The sequence below is a fragment of the Massilia sp. TSP1-1-2 genome (genome assembly GCF_049896185.1).
Taxonomy (GTDB): domain Bacteria; phylum Pseudomonadota; class Gammaproteobacteria; order Burkholderiales; family Burkholderiaceae_D; genus Telluria_A.
Genome location: NZ_JAFCTU010000013.1, coordinates 72,984 through 98,961 on the forward strand (window position 1 = coordinate 72,984; position 25,978 = coordinate 98,961).

Genomic DNA, 25,978 nt, shown 5'->3' on the forward strand with positions numbered 1-25,978 from the left:
GGGCAATCATGATATCAAATCCACTGCGGGTCGGCATCGGCGGTCCGGTCGGCTCGGGCAAGACAGCATTGTGCGAGCGGCTTTGCCGCGGCATGCGCGACCACTATGACATGGCCGTCATCACCAATGATATCTACACGCGCGAGGATATGGACATCCTGGTGCGCGCCAACGCGCTCGCGCCGGAGCGTTTGATGGGCGTGGAAACCGGTGGCTGCCCGCATACCGCGATCCGCGAGGACGCCTCGATCAACCTGGAAGCGATTGCGCGCATGCATGCCGACTTTCCGGCGCTGGAGCTGATCCTGATCGAGTCGGGCGGCGACAACCTGGCTGCGACCTTCAGCCCCGAGTTGTCGGACCTGACGCTGTACGTGATCGACGTCGCAGGCGGCGAGAAGATCCCGCGCAAGGGCGGGCCGGGCATCACCCGGTCGGACCTCCTAATCATCAACAAGACCGACCTGGCGCCGCATGTGGGCGCCGATCTGGCAGTCATGGCCGAGGATGCAAAGCGCCAGCGCGGGGAGCGGCCGTTTGTGTTCACCAACCTGCGCAGCGGGGAGGGCGTGGAAGAGGTGATCGCTTTCATTCGCCGGCAAGGTTTGCTGGACCAACCAGCAAATGGAGAAAACCCAGGAGAAAACCCAGGAGAAAACCCAGGAGAAAACGCATGAGAAAACGCATGAGAAAAATATTGTTCTTCGCGCTGTGCTGTGTGGTGCTGCCGGCCGTCGCCCACCCTGGCCATGCAGATGCATCCGGCTTGGCGGCGGGACTGCTGCATCCGTTCATGGGGCTGGACCATGTGCTGGCGATGGTGGGCATCGGCATGTGGAGCCGGCGCCAGGAGCAGCCGTTGGCGTTGCCGCTGGTATTTGTGGCGATGATGGCGATCGGCGCGATGGCGCCTGGCGGGTTCGTTGTTGCGAATTCCTCGATTGCCGCCAGCGTGGCCGCGACGGGAGTGCTGCTGGCGGCGGTGCGGCTGCCGCAGTGGGGAGCGGTGGCGGTGGTGGCTGCGTTTGCGCTGCTGCACGGGCAGGTGCATGGACATGAGTTGCCTGGTGTCGCCAGCGCGGCCGGCTACCTGCTTGCAAGCGCCGCGCTGCTGGCGGCAGGACTGGCGATCGGGAAGTCGCGCGTGACGGGCGTGGCCATTGCGTGCGCCGGGTTTTGGATGCTAGCCTGACGCCACCATCGCTCTAACCTAGTGTCCCGAGTTGGAAGTTCGTTGTATGAATATCCCGAGAATCCCCGCGATACTGCGTCAAAAATGCTCGCAAGGCCTCGGCCTTGCTCCGCTTTTGTTCCTTGTCTCTCGGCGATTTCGGAACATTTATAAGCAGCGAACTTCCAACTCAGGACACTAGGCTGTCGGGACCTACGGCCGTGATCCGTTTTGCGACAGCCTCGCTACCCCTGCGCAGCATCCGCACCATCCTTGCGCGGCGGCGCCAGCGTGATCGGCGCGGCAAGTTCGGGATGCTTGCCCAGATGTCCCTTGTAGGCGGCCGCAATGGCCTCCATATCGAGTTCCTGGTCGCCGGTCAGCCTGATCGTGTCGACTACGCCCAATTCCTTGTTCGGATAATCGAGATACACAATTACCAGCGGCACTTTGGCCATCACCGCCAGATGATAAAACCCGCTGCGCAGGTGGGGGCGGTAACTGCGCGTACCTTCCGGCGCCAGTGCCAGCCAGAACCAGTCCGACTGGCGCATCTTGTCGGCCAGGCGCTGCGTGGCGCCGGTCGACGCGCCGCGTTCGACCGCCACCCCGCCCCACGAGCGCATGAGGCCGGCCCACGGCCCGCGAAATAGTGACTCCTTGCCGAGCCAGCGAAACGGCAGCCCAAGCGCCCATTTGCCCAATAGCCCAACCACGAAATCCCAGTTGGAAGTATGTGGATAGACGATCGCGACGCCGTGCCGGCCCGGCAGCGGCTTGTAGCGCACCTTCCAGCCAAACAGGTGGAACAGGCGCAGTGCCAGGCGCTGGCCAAGGCGGGGAAGGGAGGCCGCGCGCAGCTCGTAATTACTCATGATGGACTCCGTTATCAAAGGGCAATTCCGCAATGAAACTTGCGCTGTGGGAAATTTGCGTCTGGATTCTACAGTGCACCGAAGTGGCTGGACAAGCAAAAATAATTGTTTTGGTTTGATAATTCAAGTATTATTGAAATATCGAATTCATCATCAGGCACAGCTTAAGTGGATACCAAAAATGCCCTGGCGGCCTTGACGGCAGTGGCGCAGGAGTCGCGCCTTGCCGTATTTCGCCTGCTGGTCCGGTCCGGTCCAGGTGGGCTGGCCGCCAGCAAGATTGCCTATCAACTCGGCATTGCGCCGTCGTCGCTGTCGTTTCACCTGAAGGAGCTGGCGCATGCGGACCTGGTCACGCAGCGCCAGGATGGCCGCTTCGTCATCTACAGCGCCAACTTCGACACCATGACCGCGCTGATCGCCTTCATGACCGAAAACTGCTGCGCGGGTGCGCCGTGCAGTCCCCCCTTACCCAACGCTTGAGGAATCCACCATGGACATCACCATTTACCATAACCCACAATGCGGCACCTCGCGCAACACGCTGGCCCTGATCCGCAATACCGGCGCCGAGCCGCAAGTCATCGAATATCTGGCCAATCCACCAACGCGCGAAGCGCTGGCGGCGATGATCGCGCAGACGGGCTTGAGCGTGCGCGAAGCGATGCGCGCGAAAGAAGTCATGTTTGCCGAACTTGGGCTGGACGATCCTTCCCTCAGCGACGACGCTCTGCTCGATGCAATGATGGCCCATCCGATTTTGCTCAATCGTCCCTTCGTGATCACGCCTGCCGGAGCGCGCCTGTGCCGCCCGTCGGAACTGGTGCTCGACATCCTGCCGCTGCCGCAGCGCGCCGCCTTCAGCAAGGAAGATGGCGAAGCCGTCATCGATGCCAGCGGCAAGCGGGTGAACTGAATGGACACCAGCCTGCCCAATCTGAGCGAAGCGCAGTTCGACGTGCCAACGCCGGCAAAGCTGGCGCCTGCGCTGCCGTTCGACCATCCGCCGCGCATCCTGATTCTGTATGGATCGCTGCGCGAGCGCTCGTTCAGCCGTTTTTTGGCCGAGGAAGCGGGCCGCATCCTCACGCGCATGGGCGCCGAAGTGCGCTTTTTCGATCCGCGCGAACTGCCCGTGACCGACACCGTGCCCGCCACCCATGCCAAGGTGCAGGAACTGCGTGCGCTGTCGTTGTGGTCCGAAGGGCAGGTCTGGTCCAGCCCCGAGCGGCACGGCGCCATCACGTCGGTGATGAAAAACCAGATCGACTGGATCCCGCTGGAAGTCGGGTCGACCCGGCCGACCCAGGGGCGCACGCTGGCCGTGATGCAGGTGTCGGGCGGCTCGCAGTCGTTTAACACCGTCAACACGCTGCGCCTCTTGGGCCGCTGGATGCGCATGGTGACCATTCCCAACCAGTCGTCCGTGCCCAAGGCGTACGAACAATTCGACGAGGCGGGACGCATGAAACCGTCGCCGTATTACGACCGCGTGGTAGACGTGATGGAAGAGTTGTTCAAATTTACGTTGCTGATTCGGGAGCGCAGCGACTACCTGGTGGAGCGCTACAGCGAGCGGCGCGATGCGGCCGCCAAGCTTGATGCACAGGTGGCGTTGGCAAAAATGTAGCGTGCGAGGCTTGACATCTTCTCAACAACTGGGATGATGGCGCTGACTGCCTGCAAGACCAACGCAACGCTAGCCAAGGAGAAACTGGATGACAAGGGATACGAGCGTCGATTTCGTCATTGCGCGTACTTTTAACGCGCCGCGCGCGCTGGTGTTTGCCACCATGACGCACAGCGAACACTTGCAAAAATGGTGGGGGCCGCAGGGCTGCACCATCGATGTGCTCAAGAACGAAATGCACGCCGGCGGCGTGTTTCACTACTGCATGCGCTTTGGACCCGGCGTCGAAATGTACGGGAGGTTCAATTATGTCGAGATCGCGCCCGTTGAACGCCTTGTATTCATCAACGGCTTTGCCGATGCGCAAGGCAATCGGATTGCTTACGCGATGAGCCCGACCTGGCCGCTGGAAGTGCTCAATACCGTCACACTGGTGGAACAGGACGGCAAGACGAACATGACGCTGGTGTCCTCGCCCATCAATGCCGACCCGGTGGGGATTGAAACGTTCCGGGCCGGGCACGGCTCGATGCAGCAAGGCTTTGGCGGCATGTATGACGAGTACGAAAAATACCTTGCGACTTTGGTCACGGCAGAGCGTTGACTTGTTATGTCAATTTTTTGACGACGGAAACCCTATGCACGAGCACCCGCAGCGAGCTTCCATACGATGGGTTCGCTCGCGTGGGGTTTGCGCCCGGTAATATCCGCTTCCAAAGGCAGCCCCGCCTCGATCAGGTGCCAGGGCAACGCCGACCGCGGGATCTTGACCCGTTGCTGCCACGGCGTCGGCGCGTCGCCAAGCCGTTTCCAGCTCAGGTACAAAAATCTCTTTGCCGGCGTGCCGTGGACAAATGGGCCTGAAAAAGCGGGCAGCGCGCTAGCCGGATCCGGTTTGATTAGCACGGTGCACGCGAACCGCCAACCCGCCTCGCCGTGCACACCTTCGTGGACCTGCTGGAACTTGTCCTGTATGCCAACGGTGACCGGCAGCGGGTCTGCCGCGAGCTGGGGCAGCGAGCGGCAAGCCAGCCAAAGGGTGAGGGTTCGCGGTGCTTGTTTCATGAGGCTCCTTGAGGCTTCTTGATACCGACCGGGCTGGACGTCAGCTTACAACGCCGGATAGTCAGTATAGCCTTCCGAGCTCGGGTGATAGAACCGGTCCGGCCGCGCTTCGTTGAGCGGCGCATCTGTCTCCAGCCGGCGCGGCAAGTCCGGATTGGCGATGAACCACTTCCCGAACGCAACGGCGTTGGCTTCGCCGGACTTGACCAGTTGCTCGCCACTTTCCTTGGTCAGGCTTTCGTTGGCAATGTACACGCCGCCAAACTCCTGCTTCAGGTAAGGCCCGAGCCGATCGTCGCCCAAGCCTTCGCGGGCGCAGATGAACGCGATGCCGCGCTTGCCAAGTTCGCGCGCCACATAGCCGAACGTCGCTTTCGGATCCGAGTCGCTCATGTCGTGCGCATCGCGGCGCGGCGCCAGGTGCATGCCGACGCGGCCCGCGCCCCATACCTCGACGCAGGCGTCGGTCACTTCGAGCATCAGGCGCGCGCGGTTTTCAATCGACCCGCCATAGATATCGGTGCGTTTATTGGTGCCGTCCTGCAGGAACTGGTCGAGCAGGTAGCCGTTGGCGCCGTGGATCTCCACGCCGTCGAAGCCGGCCAGCTTGGCGTTTTCGGCGCCCTTGCGAAACGCTGCCACCACGCCGGCAATCTCTTCCAGCGCCAGCGCGCGCGGCACCACATAGTCGCGCAGCGGCCGCACGATGCTCACATGGCCCTTGGCCGCGACCGCGCTCGGCGCGACCGGCGCTGCGCCGCCGAGGAAAATCGGGTCCGAAATGCGGCCCACGTGCCACAGCTGCAGCATGATGCGACCGCCGGCCTTGTGCACGGCGTCGGTCACTACTTTCCAGCCTGCGACCTGCTCGTCGGACCAGATGCCCGGCGTGTCGGCATAGCCCACGCCTTGCGCCATGACAGCGGTCGCTTCGCTCAAAATCAGGCCGGCGGAGGCGCGCTGCACGTAGTACTGCGCCATCAGCGCGTTGGGCACGCGTTCGCCGCCAATGGCGCGTGCGCGCGTGAGTGGTGCCATGATGATGCGGTTTGGCAGTTCAAGGTCGCCAACGGTGATCGGATCGAATAATGTAGTCATGAGTATTCCTAAAGTCCCTGGTTCATATGGTCGAGGAAGGCCTGGATGGTCTCCTCGTCGCGTTTGTAGAAGATCCACTGCCCGACGCGGCGCGATGTGATCAACCCGGCACGCTGCAGCGTGGCCAGGTGGGCCGACACGGTCGACTGCGAAAGACCAGTGCGTTCGTCGATCAGGCCGGCGCAGACACCCATGTCGAGCCCATGCTGCTGGTGCCCGAAATGCGTTTGCGGATCCCTCAGCCACTGAAGGATTTCGCGGCGCACCGGGTTGGCCAGCGCTTTGTGAATAGCGTCGATTTGCATATATCGGATTTCTACGAAACTAATATCGTTATTCTACGATATAAACCAGGAACCTGCCTGAGCAGGGCGAAAACGACGATTACGCCGCCGTGCGGGCGATGTTGTACAGCATCAGCGCGAGGATGGCGGGGATGGTCTGGAAGAACAGGATGATGGTCTTGACCGTCAGTGCGCCCCACACGCCGGCCACGGCCACGCAGCCGAGGCCATACAGGACAAAGGTGTGGGCCACGGCCGGATCGCGGTGCAGCAGGCCGATCGCCAGGGCCACCACCAGAAAGCCGTTATAGCAGCCCTGGTTCGACATGGCCGGGGCCATGACGTCCGCCTTTTCGGCGGAGAGGCCAAACGCGCGGCGCCCGCGCGTCTTGAACAGGACCGTTTCGAGAAGCAGGAAATACACGTGCATGAACAAAATCAGGATGATCAGGACTTTGGCGACAATGGCCATGGGCGGCTCCTTTTTAATTATATGAATGGCGCAGTGTACCTGCCTGCGCGCCGCGTGGCGAGACTCGGCTTGCGAGGCCAGGCAGGCACGGCCAATGCTATACTCTTGCCTGCCATGAGGAGCCGAAATGCCGTGGATTTACCTGTTAGCCGCCGGACTGCTTGAAATCGCCTGGGCAGTGGGCCTGAAATATACGTATGGCTTCAGCAAGCTGGGACCTTCCGTGTTCACGCTTACGGCAATGGCCGGCAGCGTCGGCCTGCTTGGTCTGGCGCTGCGTCATCTGCCGCTCGGAACCGCGTACGCGGTGTGGACCGGCATCGGGACGGTGGGCACCGCCATTGCCGGGATGGTGATGCTGGGCGAGCCGGCCGGGGCGATGCGCCTGGCGTGCATCGCGCTCATCGTGGCGGGCATTCTGGGCCTGAAACTGTTGACGCCTGCTTGAGTTCCTGCGGTCGGCTTTGTGCCATTTTTCGTGGCGCCCAGGGTGTTTCAGTACAAGACAGACGGGTTCGGGCTTGGTATGCTGCGTCCATGAAACCCATTACCATTATCGACTCCCACACTGGCGGCGAGCCGACGCGCCTGATCATCGAAGGCGGCCCGGACCTGGGCAGCGGCCCCTTGTCCGAACGGCTGGCACGCTTTCGCGACCAGTTCGATCACATACGTTCGGCCGTCGTCTGCGAGCCGCGCGGCTCCGGCGTGGATGTCGGCGCGCTGCTGTGCGAACCGCACGCGCCGAATTGCGTGGCCGGCGTCATTTTCTTTAACAATGTGGGCTACCTGGGCATGTGCGGCCATGGCGTGATGGGCCTGGTCGTCTCGCTCGCGTATTTGGGGCGCTTGGCGCCCGGGCGCCACCGGATCGACACGCCGGTGGGCGTGGTGGAAGCTGAACTCCACGGCGACGGCTCCGTCACGATTGAAAACGTGGCCTCCTACCGGACCTTGTCCGCAGTGCCGGTGCACGTCGAGGGGCGCGGCACCATCACCGGCGACGTGGCGTGGGGTGGCAACTGGTTCTTTTTGGCGGGCGACCATGGTCAGGTGCTGGCGACTGAGCATGTGGATGCGTTGACGGCGTACGCGGTTGCCGTGCGCGAGGCGCTCGAAGCGAAGGGCGTCACCGGGGACGATGGGGCGCCGATTGATCACATTGAACTGTTTGCCCCGTCGCGCACTGGCGCGCACTGCCAGAATTTTGTGCTGTGTCCGGGGGAGGCCTACGACCGCTCGCCCTGCGGGACGGGCACCAGCGCCAAGATGGCTTGCCTGGCGGCCGATGGCGAGCTCGCAGAAGGCGCCATCTGGCGCCAGGAAAGTGTGATTGGCAGTGTGTTTGACGCCTACTATCGGCGTGACGGCGCCATGATACGGCCAAGCATTCGGGGCAGGGCGTGGGTGATCGCGCGCTCGATCTTCATATTCGATGAGACCGACCCGTTTTTGTGGGGAATTCGGTAGCTTGTGCGGCTAATTGGTCGCTACTGCGCAGTTACCGAAGTCGGGGTATCACCGCAGCTATAACTCCAGCTATTACTCCAGCTGTTACTCCATATGCCGATCAAAGTCGGTATTGGGCCGCGTCAGGTAATACCACTCATTGTTCGGCTGCGCGTTCACGTCCGGGAACAGGATCTTGCCATCGAATTCGGCCGTTACCGCGGTGCCGTCGGCGCGGGTGCCGATAAGGTCACCTTTGGCCAGCGCATCAAAACTCGACCAGGTGCGGCTGAACTTGTCGCCGGCATCGAGCTTGTCATGCACAACCACCATCGACAGCGACTCCATCGCCTCAAGCGCGATCGGCTCCGGTTCCGGCGCGTCGATCAGCTTGAGGAAAGCGAGCGTATTCATGATGGCGCGGTAAGCCACGTCGGGCACGGCCGGATCGGCATGCTGCCCGCACTCGAGCGTGAGCGCATAGCCGCCGGTGGTGCGCATGTATTCGGTGGTGCCGACGCCGTAGCGCAGCACGGTCTCGAGCTGCGCGGCAGCGCTGCCCTGCATGCGGCGCTGCACGCCCTGGCCGTAGGTGGCCAGCCAACCGTCCACAAAGCGGCTCACGCCAAGCCGGCGCGCCAGGGCGCGCTCCTTTTCGGCGTGCCGGAATGGCTGCAGCGCACCGTCGTTATTGCGCGGGCCGACCATCACGAAGGGCTGGCTCTGGGCGTTGAACGAGTGCAGGTCGAGCAGCACGTCATGCTGCGCCAGCAAGGGGCATAGCCAGTTGGCGACTTGGTCTTCGAAGTCTTGCGGCGCATCCTTGGGGAACAGGTTGCGGTTCAGGTTGCGATCGCCCGAGCGCCGGTTCAACTGATAGGCGAGGGGATTGGTGATGGGGACAAAGGTCACGCTGCCGGCGCGCACCAGCAGCTGGCCGCTGTCGATCTCCTCCATCACGCGGCCAATTGCGCGCGTGCCGCAAGTCTCGTTGCCATGGACGGCGCCGGTGATGATCAGGCGCGGTCCGCTTTCAAGACCCGTGTAATTGATCGATTTGAACTGCAGGTCGCGTGCACTTGTCATTGCTGGTCTCGTCCTCGGATATAGATGGCAGCGCTCATTTTAGCGGTAAACACTGGCGCGCGTTGCCTACGCATGGCATCATCGCCGCTTCATGAAAACCACGCTCCCCACACAGCGCAATCACGGCCTCGACACCCTGCGCGCCCTTGCCATCATCTTCGTGGTGCTGCACCATTACGTGCTGTTCGTCAGCGGGGAAGATACGTTCGGCTGGGTCGGCGAGATCGGCTGGGTCGGCGTCGACCTGTTTTTCGCCCTCTCGGGCTACCTGATCGGGAACCAGATCTTTGCTGCCTTGCGCAGCGGACGACCGTTTTCGCTGCCGCGCTTCTATGCGCGCAGGCTGCTGCGCACCTTGCCCAACTTTTACGTGGTGCTGGCGCTGTATTTTTTGTGGCCCGGTTTTCGCCATGGTTCGCCGCTGCTGCCGCTGTGGCACTACGTGAGCTTCACGCAGAACATCAACCTGCAGCCGGGCAGTGCGTTCTCGCATGCCTGGTCGCTGTGCATCGAGGAGCAGTTCTACATGCTGCTGCCGGCGCTGGCGCTGGGAGTCGCATCGATGCGCCGTTCGCTGCGCTGGGCATGGGGCGCCATCGCGCTTGCATTCGTCGCGGGGATGGTGATCCGCTACACCGTGTGGGGCGAGCTGGTCGCGCAGAGCCGGGAACCAGGCACCAGCTACTTCAAGTACATCTACTACTCGACCTTCTGCCGCTTTGACGAACTGGTGGCCGGCGTGGCGCTGGCGCTGCTTAAGAATTTTCATCCGCGCGCGTGGCGCAGTCTGACCGGGCATGGCAACGGCCTGCTGGCGGGCGGCGCGGCGCTGGCCGGGGTGACGTTCTGGCTGTTCCTGCACGAGCGCCAGGCGCTGCCGATCACCGTGCTTGGGTTTCCGCTGCTGGCGCTGAGTTTTTCGATGCTGATTGTCTCGGCATTGTGCCGCAAGAGCGTGCTGTGCACGGTGCGCGTGCCCGGCGCCGCCAGCCTGGCCCTGTGGTCGTATGCGATCTACCTTGGGCACAAGCAGCTGTGCATCCTGGCGCGCGGCCCGCTCGAACGCCTCGGGTACGGGCCCGAATCGGCGCTGGCGATTGCCGTGATGCTGTTCTCAAGCGTGTTTGCGGGGTGGCTGCTGTATCGCTGCGTCGAGACGCCGTTCATGCGGCTGCGGGCCAGGTACGTGCCGACCAATTTCGCGCCGGTCAAGGCTTAGCAGCTCAGGCTTCGATCACATTGAACGCCGCCGGCATCGCGCCCAAAAAGTCCATCACGCCGCGCGCGTCACCGTCGCAGGCGACGATGGCGGCGCGCAGGCCGGGGATGACGTCTGGCGTGTGGGGGCTGCGGTAGGCGTTGACCAGCATCGCCACCAGGTCGTTGGGATTGGCGCCGGGGCGGCGCATGCGCGCCTCGATCACCGACAGCAGCGCGCGCTGCATGGCCGGCGTGGGATTGGCGATCCGCACGAAAATGGTTGGCGTGTTGAAGATGCGTTCGCAGATCGAACGCTCGATTTCTTCGGGCTTGAGGTCGGAAGCGATGTCGAAGTAAGCACCGTTCCAGTACGTGCGCGCGTGGGGGTGCCCCGGCGGGAAGGAATCAACTGTTTCAAAGCCGCATACGCGGCTGATCCAGGCGAGGGCTTGCATAAAAAGTGGAAGCATAGGCAGTAGCGAAATGTAGGGTGGAACAGCGATAGCGCATTCCATTAAAGGCATGCGTCGCGTGAGCGCCGGCCTTCGGTAGAATGCGCTATCGCTTTTCCACCCTACTAAAACCAGGCGGCATGGGCGACGCCCCTAGTTTAACCCAGAATTTCAGGCAGCCGTCAGGCGCCCCGACCGGAAGTCTTCCACCGCCTCGATCAGCTCTTGCTGGGTATTCATCACGAACGGGCCGTGCTGCGCGATCGGTTCGCCCAGCGGCTGGCCGGCGATCAGGATCAAGCGGCTTGGCTGGGCGGCGACGATGCGCACGCCGTCGGCCGCCGGATCGTTCTTCAGAATCGCCATTTTTGTTTGCGGCACATTCTGCTCGTCGACGACGACCTGTCCCCGGTACACGTAGATGAAGGCGTTATGCCCTGGCGGCAGCAGCTGCTCGAACGTGGCGTTGGCCGCCAGGTGCACATCCAGGTACAGCGGCTCGGTATGCGCGCGCTGCACCGCCCCGGCCACGCCATGGCTGGCGCCTGCGATCACCTTGACCGTCGCCCCGCCGCTGGTCTCAAAGCGCGGCACTTCAGCGTCAGGGATGTCGCGGTACCACGGCGCCGTCATCTTGTCCTTGGCGGGCAGGTTGAGCCAGAGTTGGAAGCCTTCCATCAAGCCGTCGGTTTGCTCCGGCATTTCGGAGTGGGCCACGCCGCGCCCGGCCGTCATCCACTGCACGCCGCCATCGGTGATGAGGCCTTCGTTGCCGGCGCTGTCGCGGTGTCGCATGCTGCCGGCGAGCATGTACGAAATGGTCTCGAAGCCGCGATGCGGATGCTCGGGGAAGCCGGCGATGTAGTCGCCCGGCTTGTCGCTGCCGAAGGCGTCGAGCATCAGGAATGGATCGAGCCGGCGCTGCAAGGCGTGGGTGAGCACGCGGTTGATGCGCACCCCCGCGCCGTCCGTCACGAACTGCCCGCTGATCAGGCGCTCGACCCCGCGTGCGTGCTGGACGCGTTCTGCTGTCACTTGTTCAATCATGGCTTCCTCCGGGTCATATTGCTGCACAAGCAGCTGCAATTATGCCAGTTCGGCTTCGATCTGCGCGTCGGCCTTTGCCTGTGCGGTGGCCACCGCTTCCGGACCCATGCCCAGCCCTTCGGCGTAGACAAACGTTACGTCTGTCATCCCCAAAAAGCCGAGGAAGGTCTTCACGTGCTGGGTCTGGCTGTCGTTGCCGCCTTCCCTGTGAAAGCCGCCGCGGGCCAGCGTGACGTACACTTTTTTTCCGCTCAACAAGCCAACCGGGCCGGTTGCCGTGTAGCTGAACGTGGTGCCGGCGCGGGCCACGGCGTCGAACCAGCTCTTGAGCTGCACGGTGATGCCAAAGTTGTACATCGGCGAACCAATGACGACCACGTGCGCAGCTTGCAGTTCGGCAATCAGCGCGTCGTCAAGCGCCACGCGGGCAGCTTGCTCGGCGCTGCGCTTGTCAGCGGGCGTGAACAGCGCGCCCAGGGTTGCTTCGTCGATCGGCGGATGCGGCGTGACGGCAAGGTCACGGCGCACCAGCGACGCTTGCGGCGTGGCGGCCTGCAATTTGGCGACGATGGCATCGGCCAGGCGGGTGGACTCGGAACCGTTACTGCGGGCGCTGGAATTGATTTGCAGGATGTTCATGGTGTTTCCTTTGTTGGTTCAGGTGCTATGGAGTACACTCTATACGTTCCAAAAACAATGCGGAAGACCGTAAAATGGATATCATTATTCACCTGGTGGCATAATCAATGGACGTAGAACCAAACGACTTGCTGCTGTTTGCGCGCATTGTAGAGAGCGGCAGTTTCAGTGCAGCGGCATTGCGGGTGGACTTGCCCAAGTCGACCGTGTCGCGCCGGATCGCACTGCTGGAAGCCCGGCTGGGCGAGCGGCTGCTCCAGCGCACCACGCGCAAGCTGATGCTCACGGAGTTTGGCGCCAGTCTGCTCGAGCATGCGCGCAAGGTGGTGGAGGAGGTCGAGGCGGCCGGGGCGCTGGTCCAACACCGCCAGCAGGCGCCCAGCGGCCGGCTGCGCATTTCGATGCCGGGCGACTTTGCCAACCTGGGGCTGACGTTCATGATTGGCGCGTTTATCGAGCGCTATCCCGCCATTACGCTAGAGCTTGATTTGTCGCCGCGGCGGGTGGACCTGGTCAGTGAAAACTTCGATATCGCAATCCGCATGGGTGACCTGCCGCAGGATTCGACCTTGCATGCGCGCCGGGTGGCGCTGGAGAAAATCAATTTATACGCCGCGCCATCGTATATCGCCCGCAAAGGGATGCCGCGCGAGCCTGATGATCTGTTTCAACATGACTTGCTGTGCTTGTCGCGCCAGGCGGGCGGGGCGCAGCCGTGGATCCTAACGCGCGGAAAAACGGTGTGGCAGCGCGAGTTGCCGGCAAGGCTGGCAGCGAATTCGCCTGACTTGCTGGCGCGCATAGCCTGCGCCGGGACCGGGATTGCGGCCAGCTCCGACCTGTTTGCGGAGGGGTACGTAGAAAAAGGCGAGCTGGTGCGGGTGCTACCGGAATGGTCGCTGCCTGAAGTAACCGGGTGGGCGGTGTTCCCGGGCCGGCGGCTGATGCCCGCCAAGACGCGCGCGTTTCTCGATATGATGGAAGAGATGTGCTGCGACGAGGCGCGCAAGCGGTTCCGGGGGTAAGCCAAGCGCACAACTTTCGCAGCGCAGCACCAAAATAGTTCTGCACCAGCCTGTTACTCAATCCATCAACGAAAGGATTTCACATGTCCGAATCATTGGCAGAATCTTTGCTTGATACCGCTGCAAAACCTGATCTTGGCGCCCCTTTTGGCGCCGTGACGGCGCTCCTAAGTGACTACTTTGATGGCATCTATTTCAGCGACACCAGCATTTTGCGCCGCGTTTTCCATCCTGGCGCCCTGTATGCCTGCGCGACGGACGGCACCTTGTTGCAGCTTGGGATGGCTGACTACTTTGCCGTCGTCGACCAGCGGCCGGCGCCCGGCAAGCTTGGCCAGCCAAGGCAGGACCGCATCGTCTCGATTGAATTTGCCGGCCCCGGCCTTGCCATTGCCCGCGTTGAATGTGCAATTTTCCCCAAACGTTTCGTTGACTTGCTAACGCTGGTCCATCTCGACGGCCGCTGGCAGATCATATCCAAGGTGTTCCACTTCGAAATCGCTGACAACGCCGCCCCGGAAAAAGTAGCGTAATCCCCGATCTACCCCGGGTGCGGCGGTAGCGTCGGGTGGGCTAGCGCCATCGCAGAGCTTGTTCTGGCGCAATCGACGTCATCGCCGGCAATATTGCTTCGGCTACCAGGTCGCCAAGGGCGTTGGTGACGCGCGGCCCGGGGTTGGGCGCGTTGGCCGATAGCACCACGCCGACCCAGGCGTCGCGCCCCGAGTGCTTGGCCGCGTACAGGCACTGGTCGGCCATTTTCACGGCGTCTTCCCAGGCATACGCTTCCGGTTCCGATTCCAGCACGGGGAAGGCGGCAAACCCGAGCGAACAAGTCTTTTCCAGAATCACGCCATTGCCGATGTCGATCCGCAAATCGCGCACGGCGTCGCGCAGCTTGTTGGCCAAGACATCGGCGGCACTGCGGTCGGAATTGCGCGCAACGATCAAAAATTCCTCGCCGCCCCAGCGCACCACGAAGTCTGCATCGCGGCAAGCGCCCCTTAACGCGGTGCTCGCTTGCTGCAGCACCAGGTCGCCTGCGGCATGGCCGTAGGTATCATTGATTGCCTTGAAATGGTCCAGGTCCACCATGAAAATGAGCAGCGTCTTGTTGACGCCGTCGCGCGCGTGATGGCTTGCCCGAAATTGCCGCATGACCCGGGCCAGCTCATCGGGCATGCTCAGCCCCAGGAAGCGGCGGTTCTTCAGGCCGGTCAGGGGATCGATCATGCTCGCGTCGTGCAGCGCGGCATTGGCTTGCTCGAGCGCCTCGGTGCGCGCGCGCACCAGCGCCGCCAGCTCGGCGTTGCCGCGCTGCAGGCGGCCGTGGCGCCAGCGCATGAACAGAAACAGCAGCAGGCCGGCCGCAATCACGGCCATCCCAGCCGCCCACGCAGTGCGCCACCACGGCGCCAGAATGATTACTTCGCGCATGCTGGTCGGGCCGTATTCGTCTGCGCTCATCGAAGCGCGCACCTCAAAGCGATATTTTCCCGGCGGCAGGCCGGTGTAGCGCGCTTCGCGGATGTCGGTCCCGCGCCACGCATCTTCAAAGCCGAGCAGCCGCACTTGCGCATGGATGCGTGTTTCGTTCAGGTAGCTGAGCACGGCGAAACGGAAGGTCAGCGTGCGATTTTCCCATGTCACTTCGGGCACCGGCGCGCTCAAGCTGGCGCCCGCGCCGTCCTCGAGGCGCAGTACGTGCGTGGCGGGCAGCGGTGCCGTGCCGGGCTGGGCGTCGGCATGATAGTGCGCCAGTCCGCTTGCCATGCCGACCCACACGTCGCCGTTGCTGTCGGCCCAGAAGGCATTGGCCGCGGCGTCTTCGCTGGGCAATCCTTCGCCCCGGCCGAATTGCTCCACGCGGCCATCTTTCCAGCGCTTGACGCCCTGCGCCGTCCCCATCCACAGCGCACCGTGGGCGTCGAAGCCGAGTGAGTAGATGTTGTCGGACACCAGGTTCACGGGCGTTGCGAGCTGGGTCGCCTTGAGCAAGCCGGCGGCATTGGTCGCAAACTGCGTCATGCCGTGAACGTTCCAGTAGCTCACTACCAACGTGCCGGCCTGGTCCACCGCGACCGTTTCAATGTGGCTGTCGAGCAGGCCGTGCTGCTTGCCGAAACGGCGCCATGTGTGTCCGTCAAAAAAAGCCAGGCCATTTGCGCCTGCCACCCACAGCCTTCCCTGTGGGTCGCGCAGTACCTGGTTGATCTGCTCCTTGTTGCCGCCCTTTGGCAAGCTGACCGCCTCGCCCCGGTAGCCATCGCCGTCCCGCACCAGGCGATGCAGGCCGCTCATCATTCCCAGGTAGAGCGCGCCGTCAGGGCCGAAGTCCATACTGTTGATGCTGCCTGGACCCTCCAGGTGGCTGATGGGAATCGAGCGGAAGGCCGAGCCGTCGGCCGGGCGCATCAGCAACGCATTGCGCGCAGCTTTGGCGTTGTTGCCGCCCGCCCAAAGGTTGCCTGCGGCATCCTGGGCCAAGGTGTAGACGATCCGTTCCTCCGTGCCGGGCAGCACCACCCAGCCCTTGGGGGTCGACTGCGCCAGGCCGCGGTTGGTCCCGGCCCACAACACGCCGTCGCGGCTGCGCGCCACGTTCCAGACCGTATCCGATGGCAGTTTTTGGTGCCGCGTTTGCGCGCTCCACATGAACCGGCCTTGCAGCCGGTGCACGCCTTCGGACGACACCCACAGGTTGCCTTCGCGGTCGAACATGATTGACGCTGCTGACTGAGTGGGCAAGCCTTGCTGCTCGGCCAGAATCCAGATGCCCCGGTCGTCAAAGCGCGCCACACCCAGCGTGGTGGTGGTCCAGGCGCGGCCTTGCGGGTCCAGCGCCAGGTGCCCGCGCAGCATCGCGGCGCCGGGCAGTGTACTGCTCAAGTCTTCCGGCGTGGCGCGGGCGCTGGCCATGCGCAGCAGCAAGCGCGGTCCGCGCAGCCAGATGCGCCCGCGCGCATCCTTGATGACCGTGTGGATCAGTTCGTTTTTGGAGCCGACCGGCAGTCGATATGCCGTCCATGCGCCCCTGCCAATACGCTGGTACAGGTCGCCGTGCCAGGCAATCAGACTTTCCTGGCCGTTCGGCGCGATCCACACGGCGCCCCCATCCATGCTGGGCAAGCCGGGCACCCGCACCAGCTTGTCAGGCGGTCCTTCGTATACCCCCTCGGCGCTGGTGACGATCAGGCTGCCAGCCATCGACGCCCCCATCGTAAAGATCTTTTCGTTGGGCAATATGACGGTCTTGGCCAAGGGATCGGGGGTGGCGCCGTTCCAGGCCATGGCCCCCTTGTTGCTGATGACCCAGACCCGCCCGCCAGGTTCGGTGTACAGCGATACGATACTATCGCTGAACATGCCCTGGTCCATGCCGAAGCGCTCGAAACGGTTGCCGTCGTAGCGGAACAAGCCGTCTTCCGTGGCGGCCAGGATGAAGCCGTCGCGGTCCTGCGCCATACCGGTCACGGCCTGGTTGCGCAAGCCCTGTTCCGGGCCGTAACTGCGGAAGGTGTAGGCGCCCGCAGCGTCGGCGCCCCACGCCAGTGGCTGGCCGAGCAGCAGCAGGACGGCGCCAACGAGCAGGGCGCGGATGGACGAAATCAATGGCAAGATGTGTGGGTCCTTTGCCGCGAACGGCAAGCGTGTATGTACATTTGTGACAGTAAAATTGAATACGCGCAATAAGCTACAAGTATCAACGGACGGGATGGGGACGTCAACGGAAAGTGGCGGGCCACGACGTATTTGACTGGCGGGGCAACACTTCTCGCAGAGGGTATTGTTGGTATGATATTGAGCGCGATGGCAACGTCGCCAAAGAGCCGCGCTAGCCTCGCGGCGCTAGCCCTTCAACCGCATCCGCAGTTGTTTCAGGTATGCTCTGATTCTGGTGCCCACCTTGATCTGCGGATTGGAGTACCCGTCATCCTTGCCCGCTTCCTTTTCGCGTTGATCGATGACCAGCCTGGCAGCGGTGTGCGCTTCTTCAAACGACAGCGTGTTGGTGCGCAGCTGCTCGTCATACATCGCCCGTCCAAAGAAGGTCAGCTCTGATTTTTTTCCGCATCCATACGACGTGTGGTCGGCGTCGGACGCCGTCATCACCAGCGTATCCTCACCGGCCAGAGGTGCAATCCAGTTGCCGGCGTAGCAGGCCGATATCGATATCACCCGATGCTTGATGCCCGCTTCGTCGAGCCAGCGCTTCAGGTCTTCCGGCGTGACCGGCGCCACCTCGAGCGGCTCGAAGTTCGCCGCCAATTGCCCGTCCTGCGCGCCGTGCGATGTCAAGTGAATGAAGAGCACGTCCTCATCGCGGTCCATGGTCTGCGCCACGCCCGCAATCGCGCGCTGCAGATTGAGGGGCGTGGCCCACACTGCCTGCTCGATTTCCTCTGCATGGTTGATCAGCGTCAGGCCGCGTCCGGCCGCGTCGAAGCGCTTGGCCATCACCTCATTGACCACCCGGGTCTCGCGCCGGAACACTTCTTCGCCTTCAAACGGGGCAAAAGTGATGGTGTACATGTCGGCCACGCCGGGCCGCTGCGGCTTGAGGGCGGCCACGTCTGCCTGCAGCATGGGCTGCTGCATTTCGATCAGTTCCTGGTCGAAGCGCAGCGCCGGCGGTGGTTCGTCCAGATCGACTTCGAGCGCTGCTTCCCGCTCGCGCCAGAACGACGGGGCGGGGGCCACGTAGTACGACAGCACGCCACCGGCAACGACGGCGCAGACGGCGGCGAAACGGCGCAGCATGGCGCGCTCGCCGGTGCGCACCATCAGCGTCAGCGTGGCGAGCGTGCTCCAGAGGACCGGCACCAGCCACAGCGCCAGCTGCCCCCACTGGCCGACCTTGCCAAACCAGGCGCTGCGCGCAAACAGCGCGTACGCCAGTCCGTACACGCAAGACAGGCACAGCGACAGCGCCAGCACGAGGGTCAACAGATGGGCCGCGCCGGGCGCGGCGGATGGCGCTTCGCCGGCCACCGGTTGCGGGCGCATCACATGGCAGGCCCAAACGGTCAGCAGCAGGCCGCCCCATCCCGCCGCGCCGGCCCGCCAGTTAAATACGGCGCCGCTCTCGTAAAACAGGCGGCTCACGCCGATCGACACCAGCAGGCGCAGCGCGACCAGCAGGGCGATGAACGCCGGGCCGGTCGCCAGACGCTCCCAGCGCGGCAGGCGAAAGCACAAGGAGCGCGCCCCTTCGTGCAGCCAGCGCAGCAGCGAAAGACGCGCAGGCTGGCCGCTGCCCATCATGCGCTCTGGTTGCCCATGACCTCTCCGAGCCGCACCGCGCGCTCAGGCGCCCACTGTGGGTTGAAACGGATCGTGTCCTTCTTGAACAGCATGACGATGGTCGAGCCAAGCAGGAAGCGCCCCATTTCCTCGCCTTTTTTAATAACGATCTGCTGGTCGTCGTAGCGCCATTCGCGCAATTGGCCCGAGCGCGGCGGATTGACCAGCCCATGCCACGTCGTGGCCATGCTGCCAACGATAGTCGCGCCCACCAGCACCGACACGAACGTGCCATGCTCGGGCGAGTCGAACACGCACACCACGCGCTCGTTGCGCGCGAACAGGTTGGGAATGCCGCGCGCGGTGGTCGGGTTGACCGAAAACAGCGCTCCCGGCACGTAGATCATCCGCATCAGGCGGCCGTCGCACGGCATGTGCAGGCGGTGGTAATCCTTGGGACTGAGGTACAGGTTGGCAAAGCTGCCGTGCTGGAACTGGGCGGCCAGCGCCGCGTCGCCGCCCACCAGCGCCGTGGTCGTGAAATGGTGTCCCTTGGCCTGGAAAATCTGGTGGTCGTCAATCACGCCGGTCTGGCTGATGGCGCCGTCCACCGGGCACACGAAGTCGGCCTGCGCCAGCGGCCGCGCGCCTTCGCGCAGCGCGCGCGTGAAAAAGTCGTTGAAGCTGGCGTAACTGGCGATGTCCGGGTTGGCCGCTTCATCCATGTTCACGTTGTACTGCTTGACGAACCAGCGAATCAGCGTGGTGGTGTAGCTGCCGCCCTGGTGGCCGGCGACGCGCCCGGCGAGCTTGGTCAGCCCCTGTTTCGGGAGTAGGTACTGGGGTAGAACTTTGAGACGCGACACGATAGGGGCCTGTAAGGGTGACGATTCCCAATTATAACGGTCCGTTTCCGCGCGCAGTTCACAATTGCTCGGGGCTGCAATGCGGGTGGCGGGCCGAGGCGCGAAAAGTCCCTGATGCAACATGCATATCAAAAATATATGTTTTCTGCTGCCACAACACGTGCTTTCTGTTGGACAATGTCGGCCTTGAATACTTTTGCTGGAAAATCCCTATGTTTTTGAACAACCGCCGGTTTCGCCTGACCGTTCTCGCCGCCGCGCTCGCCGCTGTCCTGCCGGCCTTTGCCCAGCCAGCCTTTGCCCAGCAAACGGCGCCAGTCGTCAAGCCCCAACCGGCCGAGCCGGCGGCCATTCAGAAGGTCGAGGTCAAGGGCGCTGCCGACTCTTATGATGCGCGGCGCGACGACACTGCCTCCAAAATCGTGCTTAATCACGAGGAAATCATCAAGTTCGGCGACACCAATGTGCTCGATGTGCTCAAGCGCCTGCCGGGCGTGACCGTGTCGGGCGCGTCGGGCCGCGGCGGCGGCGAGGTGCGCATGCGCGGCCTGGGCAGCGGCTACACGCAGGTGCTGATCAACGGCGAGCGCGCGCCGGCGGGCTTTTCGATGGATTCGCTCGCGCCCGACGCGATCGAGCGCATCGAAGTGCTGCGCGCGGCCACTGCCGAATTTAGCACGCAGTCGATCGCAGGCACCATCAACATCGTACTGAAAAAGGCGATCAAGACGGCCCAGCGCGAACTGAAACTGAGCGTGGGTGCCGGCGCCGATACCCTCACTCCCACGGCCAACTTGCAGATGTCGGACCGCAAGGGCGCGCTCTCGTATTCGCTTACCGTCAATGCGGTGCACCAGAAGTTCGACCGCGATACGCCGGTGGAGGAAGTCGAGACCGACGGCGCCGGCGTCCTGCGCGCGCGGCGCATGATCGCCTACTATGAAACCGGCACCTACGACGGCCTCAATATCGGGCCCCGCCTGAACTGGACGTTCGCCAACGGGGACACCCTGACGTCGCAATCGTTCTTCAATTACGGTCGCTTCAAGCGCCTCTTCGAGGCGACCACCAGCGCCTTTCCAAGCAGCGCAACGGGGCCGTATCCTTATCTCGACTGGGATATGGAAAACGTCAGCAAGATCTTTCGTTCCGACCTGAACTGGGTCAAGAAGCTCGCTGACGGCGCCAAGCTCGACGTCAAGCTTGGCGGTTTCATCGGCCGAAGCCCCAACGACTCGTACCGCCAGGGCTACGCGGCCAAAAACGGCGCGCTCACGCTCGACAGCGACGTCAAATCGCGCTTGAAGGAACATGGCTATACCAGCACCGGCAAGTACTCGGTGCCGCTGGGCCAGGGCCACGCACTGTCGGCCGGCTGGGATGGCGGCTACACTACCCGCTACGACATGCGCTTGCAGGTCGAAAAGCGCGCCAAGGTCCCGAGCGCGCAAGACCCGCTGCCCGGCTTTGTCGACTTTCCGGCCGACGAGCGCTATACCGCCGACATAACGCGCTTTGCCGGCTATGCGCAGGACGAGTGGAACGTGACGCCGCAATGGTCGGTGTACATGGGCGTGCGCTGGGAAGGCATATGGACGGCGGTGTCGGGCAATCACTTCAAGGACAGCAAATCGCGCACCAGTGTCTGGAGCCCGCTGTTCCAGACGCTCTACAAGATCCCCGGCACCAAGGGCGACCAGCTGCGCTTTGCACTGACGCGTACCTACAAGGCGCCCAGCGCCGACCGCATCTTGCCGCGCCGCTGGACTTCGCCTGACAACAAGAACCCGAATGCGCCCGACCTGCTCGGCAATCCGGACTTGAAGCCTGAACTGGCGACCGGCATCGACGCCGCGTATGAACACTATTGGGCCAAGGGCGCGATGGTGTCCGTCAGCGCATCGATGCGCCGGCTCACCGACTACACGCGCACCTCGGTCCTGCCGGAAGCTGACGGCACCTACGTCTCGAAGCCGGTCAACGATGGCACCGCCAACACGCGCGGCCTGGAATTCGAGGCGAAGTTTCCACTGACGGCGGTGTTCGAAAAGGGGCCGGCGATCGATCTGCGCTTGAACATGAGCCGCAACTGGTCGAGCGTGTCGGCCGTTGGTGGACCGAACAACCGGCTCGACCAGCAGACGCCGTTTTCGGCAACGCTGGGCGCGGACTACAAGATGGGCAGCCTGACCACGGGCGCGAGTTATTCGTTCAGGAACGGCGGGCCCGTGCGCGTGTCCGCGACGCAGGATGCGTACACCACACCGCGGCGCGACCTGGAGATGTACGGGTTATGGAAGTTCAGTGCCAAGAACCAGTTGCGCGTTGGGTTGACCAACATCCTGGCGCAGGAGTACATCAGCGAGACCACGTACACCTATCTGAATGGCAGCGGCGCGAGTCGCCGCCGCACGTTCACGCCGGGCGAAGCGGTGCTGCGGCTGACGATGGAGATGAAGTTCTAAGGCAGTGCAATCAAACCTTGTAGTGGTGGGACTTAAAATACCGGCTCGCCACGAAAATGGCCACCGCCTGCATCGCGGCGCACACAAAAAACGTGGTCCCGATGCGCCAGTCGTTCGGGCTCAGATGCGTGCTGCGCGCCAGGATGGCCGTGCCCAGCAAGGGCATGAACACCACGCCCAGGCTCTGGATCGATTGCAGGGACCCCATCAACTCGCCCTGTTCCTCGGACGACGTAGCTTTTGAAATCACCCCCTGCAGCGCCGGCCCGGCTGCAAAGGCGAGCAGATTGCACAGGATGAAAACGTACATCATCCACCCCTGCGTGGCCAGCCCGTAAAGAATATAAGTGATCCCGCCCGAGGCCAGTCCAAGCAGCGACAGGCGCACTTCGCCAAAGCGCTTCAAGAGCACCGCCAGCAGGCCCGCCTGCACCACGGCAGCGGTCAGGCCGACGCAAAACAGCGCAATCCCGTTTTGCAGCGGCGTCCAGTTGAAGCGAAACGTGGTGTACAGCACCCAGGTAGTTTGCAGCATCATCTGCGCCAAGGCCGAGAGCGCAAACACGATCACCAGCCCGCGAATCTCGACCCGCCCGGCCAGCTTGACCAGCGCCGTGAAGGGATTGATGCGCGCCAGTTCAAACGGCTTGCGGCGCGCCGCGTCGAGCGACTCGGGCACGCATAAATAGCCATAGATGAAGTTGGCGGCGCTGAGCGCGGCGGCCACGTAAAACGGCAGGTGCAAATTGCCCTGACCGAGCACGCCGCCCAGCATCGGCCCGCAAATGAACCCCAGCCCGAAAGCGGCGCCCACCTTGCCGAAGCTCTTGGCCCGGTTGTCGGGGGTGGAGATGTCGGCGGCGTAGGCTGACGCGACCGACATGCTGGCCGACGACATGCCGCCGATGACGCGCCCGAGGAACAAGAAGCCGAGCGTGGGCGCCCAGGCGGTCATCAGGAAATTGAGGCACATCCCGGCCATCGAATAGAGCAGCACCGGCCGGCGGCCCACGCGGTCGCTGACCGCGCCCAGCATGGGCATGAACACGAACTGCATCAGCCCGAACACGGCCGACAGGATCCCGAACCACAGCGCCTGTTCTTCGCGCCCATGGACGAACTCGCCCACCAGCACCGGCATCACCGGGATGATCAGCCCGATGCCGAGCATGTCGATGAAAATGCTGACCAGGACAAAATTGAGGTTGCCTGGCTTCGCTGCCGCGGCGGCGGGGACGCTGGTCATGGGTATGGGCCCGGGCAGGGCATGGTGGCGGGACCGTCTATCTTAACGCAACATTGCCCCTCTTTGCGCCCTGCGAAGCCAGCAGGCAGGTCGGGAAAGGACGCAGGCGCATTCCGACCAGCGCCGTCGAAACGCATTGCGCCATGCGGCCCGCGCCCGCCAGAACTAAGGTACGGACAATTGCCATTCATATAAGTTCCTAGTGCGATGATGACCTGCCGCATTGCCAAGACATTGCAAATTGTTTAACATGCGCGGCGCACCTTAATTTAATTTCATTCACTCTGGAGCAAGTATGCCGATTGCCGGTTTGGGCCTACATTTCATCATCGCCCTGTTTTTCGCCATCCACGCGGTACGTTCCGGCCGCGAGCTGTACTGGCTCATTTTGCTGTTTTCCTTTCCCCTGCTCGGCAGCCTGGTGTACTTCCTGGCCATTTTCCTGCCGCAGTCGCGCCTCGAACGCACGCTGGGCAAAGCCGGCAAGACCGTCGTCGCCGCCCTCAATCCCGGGCGCGCACTGCGCGAAGCGCAACAGGCTTTCGACCTGACCCCGACCGCGCACAACCAGACGCGCCTGGCCAAGGCCATGCTCGAGGCGGGCATGCATGCGCAGGCGGTGGCGCAGTTCGACGCTTGCCTGGCCGGTCCCTTTGCCAACGATCCCGACATCATTTTCGACGCCGCCCAGGCGCGCCTCGCCAATGGCCAGCACGATGGCGCCATCGCCGCGCTGCTCGGCCTTCAACAAGGCAAGCCATCATTTCGCACCGAGCAGGTGTCGGTGCTGCTGGCGCGCGCTTACGCCGCGGCCGGCATGCATGCCCAGGCGGGACAGGAGTTTGCCACGACCGTGCAGCGCTTCACCGGCATTGAAGCGCGCGTCGAATACGCGCTGTGGGCCCTGTCGCGGCGCGAGGCCGTGGTGGCCCAGGAACAGATCAGGGAATTGGCGCATTCGCGCAAGCACATGAACAAATATACGCGCTCGCTGCACGACGACATGTTCAAGCGCCTTGACAGCGCCGTCAGGATGCAGGGCCGGCAGTAGACGGCTCGGTCCACGCCGCAATCGCGCGTTGCGACAGGGCGTCGGCTTCACCATTTTTGTGGCGCGGAATCCAGCGCAGCGCTGGTGCGCCAAGCCTGGCGATCAGCGTGCGGGCCTGCTCGCGCAGGCGGGCGAGCGCCGGCGACTGGCCGCCATCGCTGCGCGCCACATCATCGATGACAACCTGGCTGTCGCCGTAAATCGTCAGAGCGCGCGCGCCGGCCGCCAGCGCCGCGTCCAGCAATGCAATCAGCGCCAGGTACTCGGCCTCGCTGCTGTTGCCGTATCCCGCCGCGCGGGACACCACGAATTTTTCGCCGCCAGGACCCAGCAGCAGCGCGCCGATGCCGCAGCGGCCCGGGTTGGGATGGGCTGAACCGTCGAACCAGCCGCGCCAGGGCGTCGCCGCACCGTCATGGCGGGCGGCGCGGGTCTGGTTGGCGCGCTCTTTTTCTTCGCGCCGCGCCACGGTGCGCGCATGCGCGGCGGTTTGCAGCGCGTTGCGGCCGGCGACTAAACCGGCCAAACCCGCCAGACCGGCCGCCTGCTCCAGCGTGATGCGCAGCGCGGCTGCTTCGGTCACGCCGCTGCGCGCGGCGAGACGGCGGGCGGCGACGCGTTCGCCGTGAAAGGCGATGGCGCACAGGTCGGAAAAATCAGTCATGGGCGAAGCATAACTAAAAAACGTAAAAAAAGCGCCACCACGGAAAAGCCGGGTGGCGCTTTCAGCTATTATGCAAACCGTTTAATGGCGACGCTGGTCGTCCGGAAAGCGGTCGTTCTCATTGCGGTAGCCATCGCCATCGCGGTCGGCATCGTTACGGTTTCGCACACCGTCGTTGTCGCGGTCGCGGTCGCGCGCGTCGGGAACGCCATCGTGGTCGCCGTCGCGCCGTTCCATGCGGTCGGGCACGCCGTCGCGGTCACGGTCGCGTCCTTCGAGGCGATCGGGCACGCCGTCGCGGTCGCGGTCGGCGCCACCTTCCATGCGGTCCGGGATGCCGTCGCGGTCGCGATCATGTCCGCGGCCACGGTGAGCATCTTCCCATCGACCCTGTTCCATATACCACTGGCCGTTGCGCTCAATCCAGCGCGGTTGGGCGTACATGTAGCCCGGGCGTTCACGCATGTAGGTACCGGCAACCCATTCGTGGCGGTTGCCGCGCCAGTTCCAGTAACCCGGCACCCACACGTAGCCGCGCCGTGCATGCGGCGCGCGCTCGTAGCGTGCCGGTGGCGGCGCGACGCCAATCATGTTGCCGTTGACCGCAGCCTGCACCGCCACTTGCTGCCAGCCGCCGCGGTTCAGGCGCCAGCCGTTGTTGTCGCGTGCCCATTCATGGCGCTGGTACTGGTAGCCGCTGCGGATCGTTTCCCAGTGGCCCGCGGTCCAGACGTGGCGGTTGCCTTCCCAGTTCCAGTAACCAGGCGCCCATACCTGACCGGTCCGGGGCGCGGGAATGCTCTCGTAGCGAGGGGCCGGAGGGGCAGTGGTGACGAATACGTTGATGCCAGATTGCGCCATCGAAGGCAAAGGCATGAGGGCTGCTGCGCCTAACGTTAATGCTGCTGCAAAGGTGAGGGTGCGTTGCATTTTCAGGTCTCCTTGTGAA

The 25,978-nt window shown here is 63.4% G+C and carries 28 protein-coding genes; 13 read left to right on the top strand and 15 right to left on the bottom strand.

Annotated features, from left to right (window positions below):
* Positions 1 to 8: 8 nt before the first annotated feature.
* Together ureG and ACP7BV_RS13455 are read left to right on the top strand one after the other, a co-directional pair.
* Complete coding sequence (gene ureG, locus ACP7BV_RS13450; RefSeq protein WP_426104417.1) at positions 9 to 677, top strand: urease accessory protein UreG; 669 nt, start codon at positions 9 to 11, stop codon at positions 675 to 677.
* Positions 678 to 685: 8 nt separating this feature from the next.
* Complete coding sequence (locus tag ACP7BV_RS13455) at positions 686 to 1,192, top strand: HupE/UreJ family protein (RefSeq protein ID WP_426104418.1); 507 nt, start codon at positions 686 to 688, stop codon at positions 1,190 to 1,192.
* 224 nt (positions 1,193 to 1,416) lie between these two features.
* On the opposite strand, the gene ACP7BV_RS13460 is transcribed toward ACP7BV_RS13455, so the two are convergent.
* A complete protein-coding gene (locus tag ACP7BV_RS13460; RefSeq protein ID WP_426104420.1) occupies positions 1,417 to 2,046 on the bottom strand; it encodes a 1-acyl-sn-glycerol-3-phosphate acyltransferase in 630 nt (209 codons plus the stop codon).
* Between the two features lie 168 nt (positions 2,047 to 2,214).
* Here ACP7BV_RS13460 and ACP7BV_RS13465 point away from each other — a divergent pair, with 168 nt between their 5' ends.
* The 4 genes from ACP7BV_RS13465 to ACP7BV_RS13480 all read left to right on the top strand — a co-directional run bounded on the left by ACP7BV_RS13465 (position 2,215) and on the right by ACP7BV_RS13480 (position 4,280).
* A complete protein-coding gene (locus tag ACP7BV_RS13465) occupies positions 2,215 to 2,529 on the top strand; it encodes an ArsR/SmtB family transcription factor (RefSeq protein ID WP_426104422.1) in 315 nt (104 codons plus the stop codon).
* A 10-nt stretch (positions 2,530 to 2,539) separates the two neighbouring features.
* Positions 2,540 to 2,962 (top strand): arsenate reductase (glutaredoxin), encoded by a 423-nt coding sequence (gene arsC, locus ACP7BV_RS13470; protein WP_426104423.1) that lies wholly within the window; start codon positions 2,540 to 2,542, stop codon positions 2,960 to 2,962.
* A complete protein-coding gene (gene arsH, locus ACP7BV_RS13475; RefSeq protein WP_426104425.1) occupies positions 2,963 to 3,676 on the top strand; it encodes an arsenical resistance protein ArsH in 714 nt (237 codons plus the stop codon).
* 88 nt (positions 3,677 to 3,764) lie between these two features.
* A complete protein-coding gene (locus ACP7BV_RS13480) occupies positions 3,765 to 4,280 on the top strand; it encodes an SRPBCC family protein (protein WP_426104427.1) in 516 nt (171 codons plus the stop codon).
* Between the two features lie 32 nt (positions 4,281 to 4,312).
* Here the strand turns inward: ACP7BV_RS13480 and ACP7BV_RS13485 are convergent, their stop codons facing one another.
* From ACP7BV_RS13485 to ACP7BV_RS13500, 4 genes are all read right to left on the bottom strand, one after another.
* On the bottom strand, positions 4,313 to 4,741 hold the full coding sequence (locus ACP7BV_RS13485; protein ID WP_426104428.1) for a DUF5990 family protein: 429 nt from the start codon (positions 4,739 to 4,741) through the stop codon (positions 4,313 to 4,315).
* A gap of 45 nt (positions 4,742 to 4,786) precedes the next feature.
* Positions 4,787 to 5,839, bottom strand: coding sequence for an alkene reductase (locus ACP7BV_RS13490; RefSeq protein ID WP_426104430.1), 1,053 nt, complete (start codon positions 5,837 to 5,839; stop codon positions 4,787 to 4,789).
* Between the two features lie 8 nt (positions 5,840 to 5,847).
* The gene (locus ACP7BV_RS13495) at positions 5,848 to 6,144 is read right to left on the bottom strand and encodes an ArsR/SmtB family transcription factor (RefSeq protein WP_426104431.1); all 297 of its coding nucleotides are present in this window, start codon (positions 6,142 to 6,144) and stop codon (positions 5,848 to 5,850) included.
* Between the two features lie 79 nt (positions 6,145 to 6,223).
* The gene (locus ACP7BV_RS13500; protein ID WP_426104433.1) at positions 6,224 to 6,595 is read right to left on the bottom strand and encodes a DUF1304 domain-containing protein; all 372 of its coding nucleotides are present in this window, start codon (positions 6,593 to 6,595) and stop codon (positions 6,224 to 6,226) included.
* 127 nt (positions 6,596 to 6,722) lie between these two features.
* On the opposite strand from ACP7BV_RS13500, the gene sugE reads away from it, so the two are divergent.
* Entirely contained in the window at positions 6,723 to 7,043 is a 321-nt protein-coding gene (gene sugE, locus ACP7BV_RS13505) for a quaternary ammonium compound efflux SMR transporter SugE (protein ID WP_426104435.1), read from the top strand.
* Between the two features lie 89 nt (positions 7,044 to 7,132).
* On the top strand, positions 7,133 to 8,065 hold the full coding sequence (locus tag ACP7BV_RS13510; protein ID WP_426104437.1) for a proline racemase family protein: 933 nt from the start codon (positions 7,133 to 7,135) through the stop codon (positions 8,063 to 8,065).
* Between the two features lie 84 nt (positions 8,066 to 8,149).
* Here ACP7BV_RS13510 and ACP7BV_RS13515 read toward each other — a convergent pair whose 3' ends face one another.
* Entirely contained in the window at positions 8,150 to 9,130 is a 981-nt protein-coding gene (locus ACP7BV_RS13515; protein ID WP_426104438.1) for a succinylglutamate desuccinylase, read from the bottom strand.
* Between the two features lie 91 nt (positions 9,131 to 9,221).
* Here ACP7BV_RS13515 and ACP7BV_RS13520 point away from each other — a divergent pair, with 91 nt between their 5' ends.
* Positions 9,222 to 10,349 (top strand): acyltransferase family protein, encoded by a 1,128-nt coding sequence (locus ACP7BV_RS13520; protein ID WP_426104439.1) that lies wholly within the window; start codon positions 9,222 to 9,224, stop codon positions 10,347 to 10,349.
* 4 nt (positions 10,350 to 10,353) lie between these two features.
* On the opposite strand, the gene ACP7BV_RS13525 is transcribed toward ACP7BV_RS13520, so the two are convergent.
* From ACP7BV_RS13525 to ACP7BV_RS13535, 3 genes are all read right to left on the bottom strand, one after another.
* Complete coding sequence (locus tag ACP7BV_RS13525; RefSeq protein WP_426104440.1) at positions 10,354 to 10,800, bottom strand: hypothetical protein; 447 nt, start codon at positions 10,798 to 10,800, stop codon at positions 10,354 to 10,356.
* A gap of 153 nt (positions 10,801 to 10,953) precedes the next feature.
* Complete coding sequence (locus ACP7BV_RS13530; RefSeq protein WP_426104441.1) at positions 10,954 to 11,829, bottom strand: pirin family protein; 876 nt, start codon at positions 11,827 to 11,829, stop codon at positions 10,954 to 10,956.
* Positions 11,830 to 11,868: 39 nt separating this feature from the next.
* Positions 11,869 to 12,468 (bottom strand): FMN-dependent NADH-azoreductase, encoded by a 600-nt coding sequence (locus ACP7BV_RS13535; RefSeq protein ID WP_426104443.1) that lies wholly within the window; start codon positions 12,466 to 12,468, stop codon positions 11,869 to 11,871.
* Between the two features lie 107 nt (positions 12,469 to 12,575).
* On the opposite strand from ACP7BV_RS13535, the gene ACP7BV_RS13540 reads away from it, so the two are divergent.
* Both ACP7BV_RS13540 and ACP7BV_RS13545 read left to right on the top strand, forming a co-directional pair.
* Positions 12,576 to 13,493, top strand: a complete 918-nt coding sequence (locus tag ACP7BV_RS13540) for a LysR family transcriptional regulator (protein ID WP_426104444.1) — start codon at positions 12,576 to 12,578, stop codon at positions 13,491 to 13,493.
* A gap of 83 nt (positions 13,494 to 13,576) precedes the next feature.
* Positions 13,577 to 14,026, top strand: a complete 450-nt coding sequence (locus tag ACP7BV_RS13545; protein ID WP_426104445.1) for a nuclear transport factor 2 family protein — start codon at positions 13,577 to 13,579, stop codon at positions 14,024 to 14,026.
* Positions 14,027 to 14,066: 40 nt separating this feature from the next.
* Here ACP7BV_RS13545 and ACP7BV_RS13550 read toward each other — a convergent pair whose 3' ends face one another.
* From ACP7BV_RS13550 to asd, 3 genes are all read right to left on the bottom strand, one after another.
* On the bottom strand, positions 14,067 to 17,111 hold the full coding sequence (locus ACP7BV_RS13550; protein ID WP_426104446.1) for a diguanylate cyclase: 3,045 nt from the start codon (positions 17,109 to 17,111) through the stop codon (positions 14,067 to 14,069).
* 231 nt (positions 17,112 to 17,342) lie between these two features.
* Positions 17,343 to 18,758 (bottom strand): C13 family peptidase, encoded by a 1,416-nt coding sequence (locus ACP7BV_RS13555; protein ID WP_426104447.1) that lies wholly within the window; start codon positions 18,756 to 18,758, stop codon positions 17,343 to 17,345.
* Entirely contained in the window at positions 18,755 to 19,606 is an 852-nt protein-coding gene (gene asd / locus ACP7BV_RS13560) for an archaetidylserine decarboxylase (protein WP_426104559.1), read from the bottom strand. Before asd ends, ACP7BV_RS13555 begins: the two co-directional genes overlap by 4 nt.
* Positions 19,607 to 19,815: 209 nt before the next feature.
* Here asd and ACP7BV_RS13565 point away from each other — a divergent pair, with 209 nt between their 5' ends.
* Positions 19,816 to 22,068, top strand: coding sequence for a TonB-dependent receptor plug domain-containing protein (locus ACP7BV_RS13565; protein ID WP_426104449.1), 2,253 nt, complete (start codon positions 19,816 to 19,818; stop codon positions 22,066 to 22,068).
* Positions 22,069 to 22,078: 10 nt separating this feature from the next.
* On the opposite strand, the gene ACP7BV_RS13570 is transcribed toward ACP7BV_RS13565, so the two are convergent.
* Positions 22,079 to 23,314, bottom strand: coding sequence for a TCR/Tet family MFS transporter (locus tag ACP7BV_RS13570; RefSeq protein WP_426104451.1), 1,236 nt, complete (start codon positions 23,312 to 23,314; stop codon positions 22,079 to 22,081).
* 295 nt (positions 23,315 to 23,609) lie between these two features.
* On the opposite strand from ACP7BV_RS13570, the gene ACP7BV_RS13575 reads away from it, so the two are divergent.
* Positions 23,610 to 24,365, top strand: coding sequence for a hypothetical protein (locus tag ACP7BV_RS13575; RefSeq protein ID WP_426104453.1), 756 nt, complete (start codon positions 23,610 to 23,612; stop codon positions 24,363 to 24,365).
* On the opposite strand, the gene ACP7BV_RS13580 is transcribed toward ACP7BV_RS13575, so the two are convergent.
* Together ACP7BV_RS13580 and ACP7BV_RS13585 are read right to left on the bottom strand one after the other, a co-directional pair.
* Positions 24,343 to 25,029, bottom strand: a complete 687-nt coding sequence (locus ACP7BV_RS13580) for a ribonuclease HI family protein (RefSeq protein ID WP_426104455.1) — start codon at positions 25,027 to 25,029, stop codon at positions 24,343 to 24,345. The genes ACP7BV_RS13575 and ACP7BV_RS13580 overlap by 23 nt on opposite strands.
* An 81-nt stretch (positions 25,030 to 25,110) precedes the next feature.
* Positions 25,111 to 25,905, bottom strand: a complete 795-nt coding sequence (locus ACP7BV_RS13585) for a hypothetical protein (protein ID WP_426104456.1) — start codon at positions 25,903 to 25,905, stop codon at positions 25,111 to 25,113.
* Positions 25,906 to 25,978: the final 73 nt, after the last annotated feature.

Excerpts from the sequence above, each read along its gene's own strand:
- ACP7BV_RS13535 (WP_426104443.1), bottom strand. The coding sequence starts at position 12,468 with ATGAACATCCTGCAAATCAATTCCAGCGCCCGCAGTAACGGTTCCGAG.
- ACP7BV_RS13565 (WP_426104449.1), top strand. The coding sequence starts at position 19,816 with ATGTTTTTGAACAACCGCCGGTTTCGCCTGACCGTTCTCGCCGCCGCG.
- ACP7BV_RS13540 (WP_426104444.1), top strand. The coding sequence starts at position 12,576 with ATGGACGTAGAACCAAACGACTTGCTGCTGTTTGCGCGCATTGTAGAG.
- ureG (WP_426104417.1), top strand. The coding sequence starts at position 9 with ATGATATCAAATCCACTGCGGGTCGGCATCGGCGGTCCGGTCGGCTCG.
- ACP7BV_RS13490 (WP_426104430.1), bottom strand. The coding sequence starts at position 5,839 with ATGACTACATTATTCGATCCGATCACCGTTGGCGACCTTGAACTGCCA.
- ACP7BV_RS13530 (WP_426104441.1), bottom strand. The coding sequence starts at position 11,829 with ATGATTGAACAAGTGACAGCAGAACGCGTCCAGCACGCACGCGGGGTC.
- ACP7BV_RS13485 (WP_426104428.1), bottom strand. The coding sequence starts at position 4,741 with ATGAAACAAGCACCGCGAACCCTCACCCTTTGGCTGGCTTGCCGCTCG.
- arsC (WP_426104423.1), top strand. The coding sequence starts at position 2,540 with ATGGACATCACCATTTACCATAACCCACAATGCGGCACCTCGCGCAAC.
- ACP7BV_RS13580 (WP_426104455.1), bottom strand. The coding sequence starts at position 25,029 with ATGACTGATTTTTCCGACCTGTGCGCCATCGCCTTTCACGGCGAACGC.
- ACP7BV_RS13585 (WP_426104456.1), bottom strand. The coding sequence starts at position 25,905 with ATGCCTTTGCCTTCGATGGCGCAATCTGGCATCAACGTATTCGTCACC.
- arsH (WP_426104425.1), top strand. The coding sequence starts at position 2,963 with ATGGACACCAGCCTGCCCAATCTGAGCGAAGCGCAGTTCGACGTGCCA.
- ACP7BV_RS13510 (WP_426104437.1), top strand. The coding sequence starts at position 7,133 with ATGAAACCCATTACCATTATCGACTCCCACACTGGCGGCGAGCCGACG.
- ACP7BV_RS13575 (WP_426104453.1), top strand. The coding sequence starts at position 23,610 with ATGCCGATTGCCGGTTTGGGCCTACATTTCATCATCGCCCTGTTTTTC.
- ACP7BV_RS13460 (WP_426104420.1), bottom strand. The coding sequence starts at position 2,046 with ATGAGTAATTACGAGCTGCGCGCGGCCTCCCTTCCCCGCCTTGGCCAG.
- ACP7BV_RS13525 (WP_426104440.1), bottom strand. The coding sequence starts at position 10,800 with ATGCTTCCACTTTTTATGCAAGCCCTCGCCTGGATCAGCCGCGTATGC.
- ACP7BV_RS13480 (WP_426104427.1), top strand. The coding sequence starts at position 3,765 with ATGACAAGGGATACGAGCGTCGATTTCGTCATTGCGCGTACTTTTAAC.
- ACP7BV_RS13520 (WP_426104439.1), top strand. The coding sequence starts at position 9,222 with ATGAAAACCACGCTCCCCACACAGCGCAATCACGGCCTCGACACCCTG.
- ACP7BV_RS13545 (WP_426104445.1), top strand. The coding sequence starts at position 13,577 with ATGTCCGAATCATTGGCAGAATCTTTGCTTGATACCGCTGCAAAACCT.
- ACP7BV_RS13455 (WP_426104418.1), top strand. The coding sequence starts at position 686 with ATGAGAAAAATATTGTTCTTCGCGCTGTGCTGTGTGGTGCTGCCGGCC.
- sugE (WP_426104435.1), top strand. The coding sequence starts at position 6,723 with ATGCCGTGGATTTACCTGTTAGCCGCCGGACTGCTTGAAATCGCCTGG.
- ACP7BV_RS13555 (WP_426104447.1), bottom strand. The coding sequence starts at position 18,758 with ATGATGGGCAGCGGCCAGCCTGCGCGTCTTTCGCTGCTGCGCTGGCTG.
- ACP7BV_RS13500 (WP_426104433.1), bottom strand. The coding sequence starts at position 6,595 with ATGGCCATTGTCGCCAAAGTCCTGATCATCCTGATTTTGTTCATGCAC.
- ACP7BV_RS13515 (WP_426104438.1), bottom strand. The coding sequence starts at position 9,130 with ATGACAAGTGCACGCGACCTGCAGTTCAAATCGATCAATTACACGGGT.
- ACP7BV_RS13495 (WP_426104431.1), bottom strand. The coding sequence starts at position 6,144 with ATGCAAATCGACGCTATTCACAAAGCGCTGGCCAACCCGGTGCGCCGC.
- ACP7BV_RS13570 (WP_426104451.1), bottom strand. The coding sequence starts at position 23,314 with ATGACCAGCGTCCCCGCCGCCGCGGCAGCGAAGCCAGGCAACCTCAAT.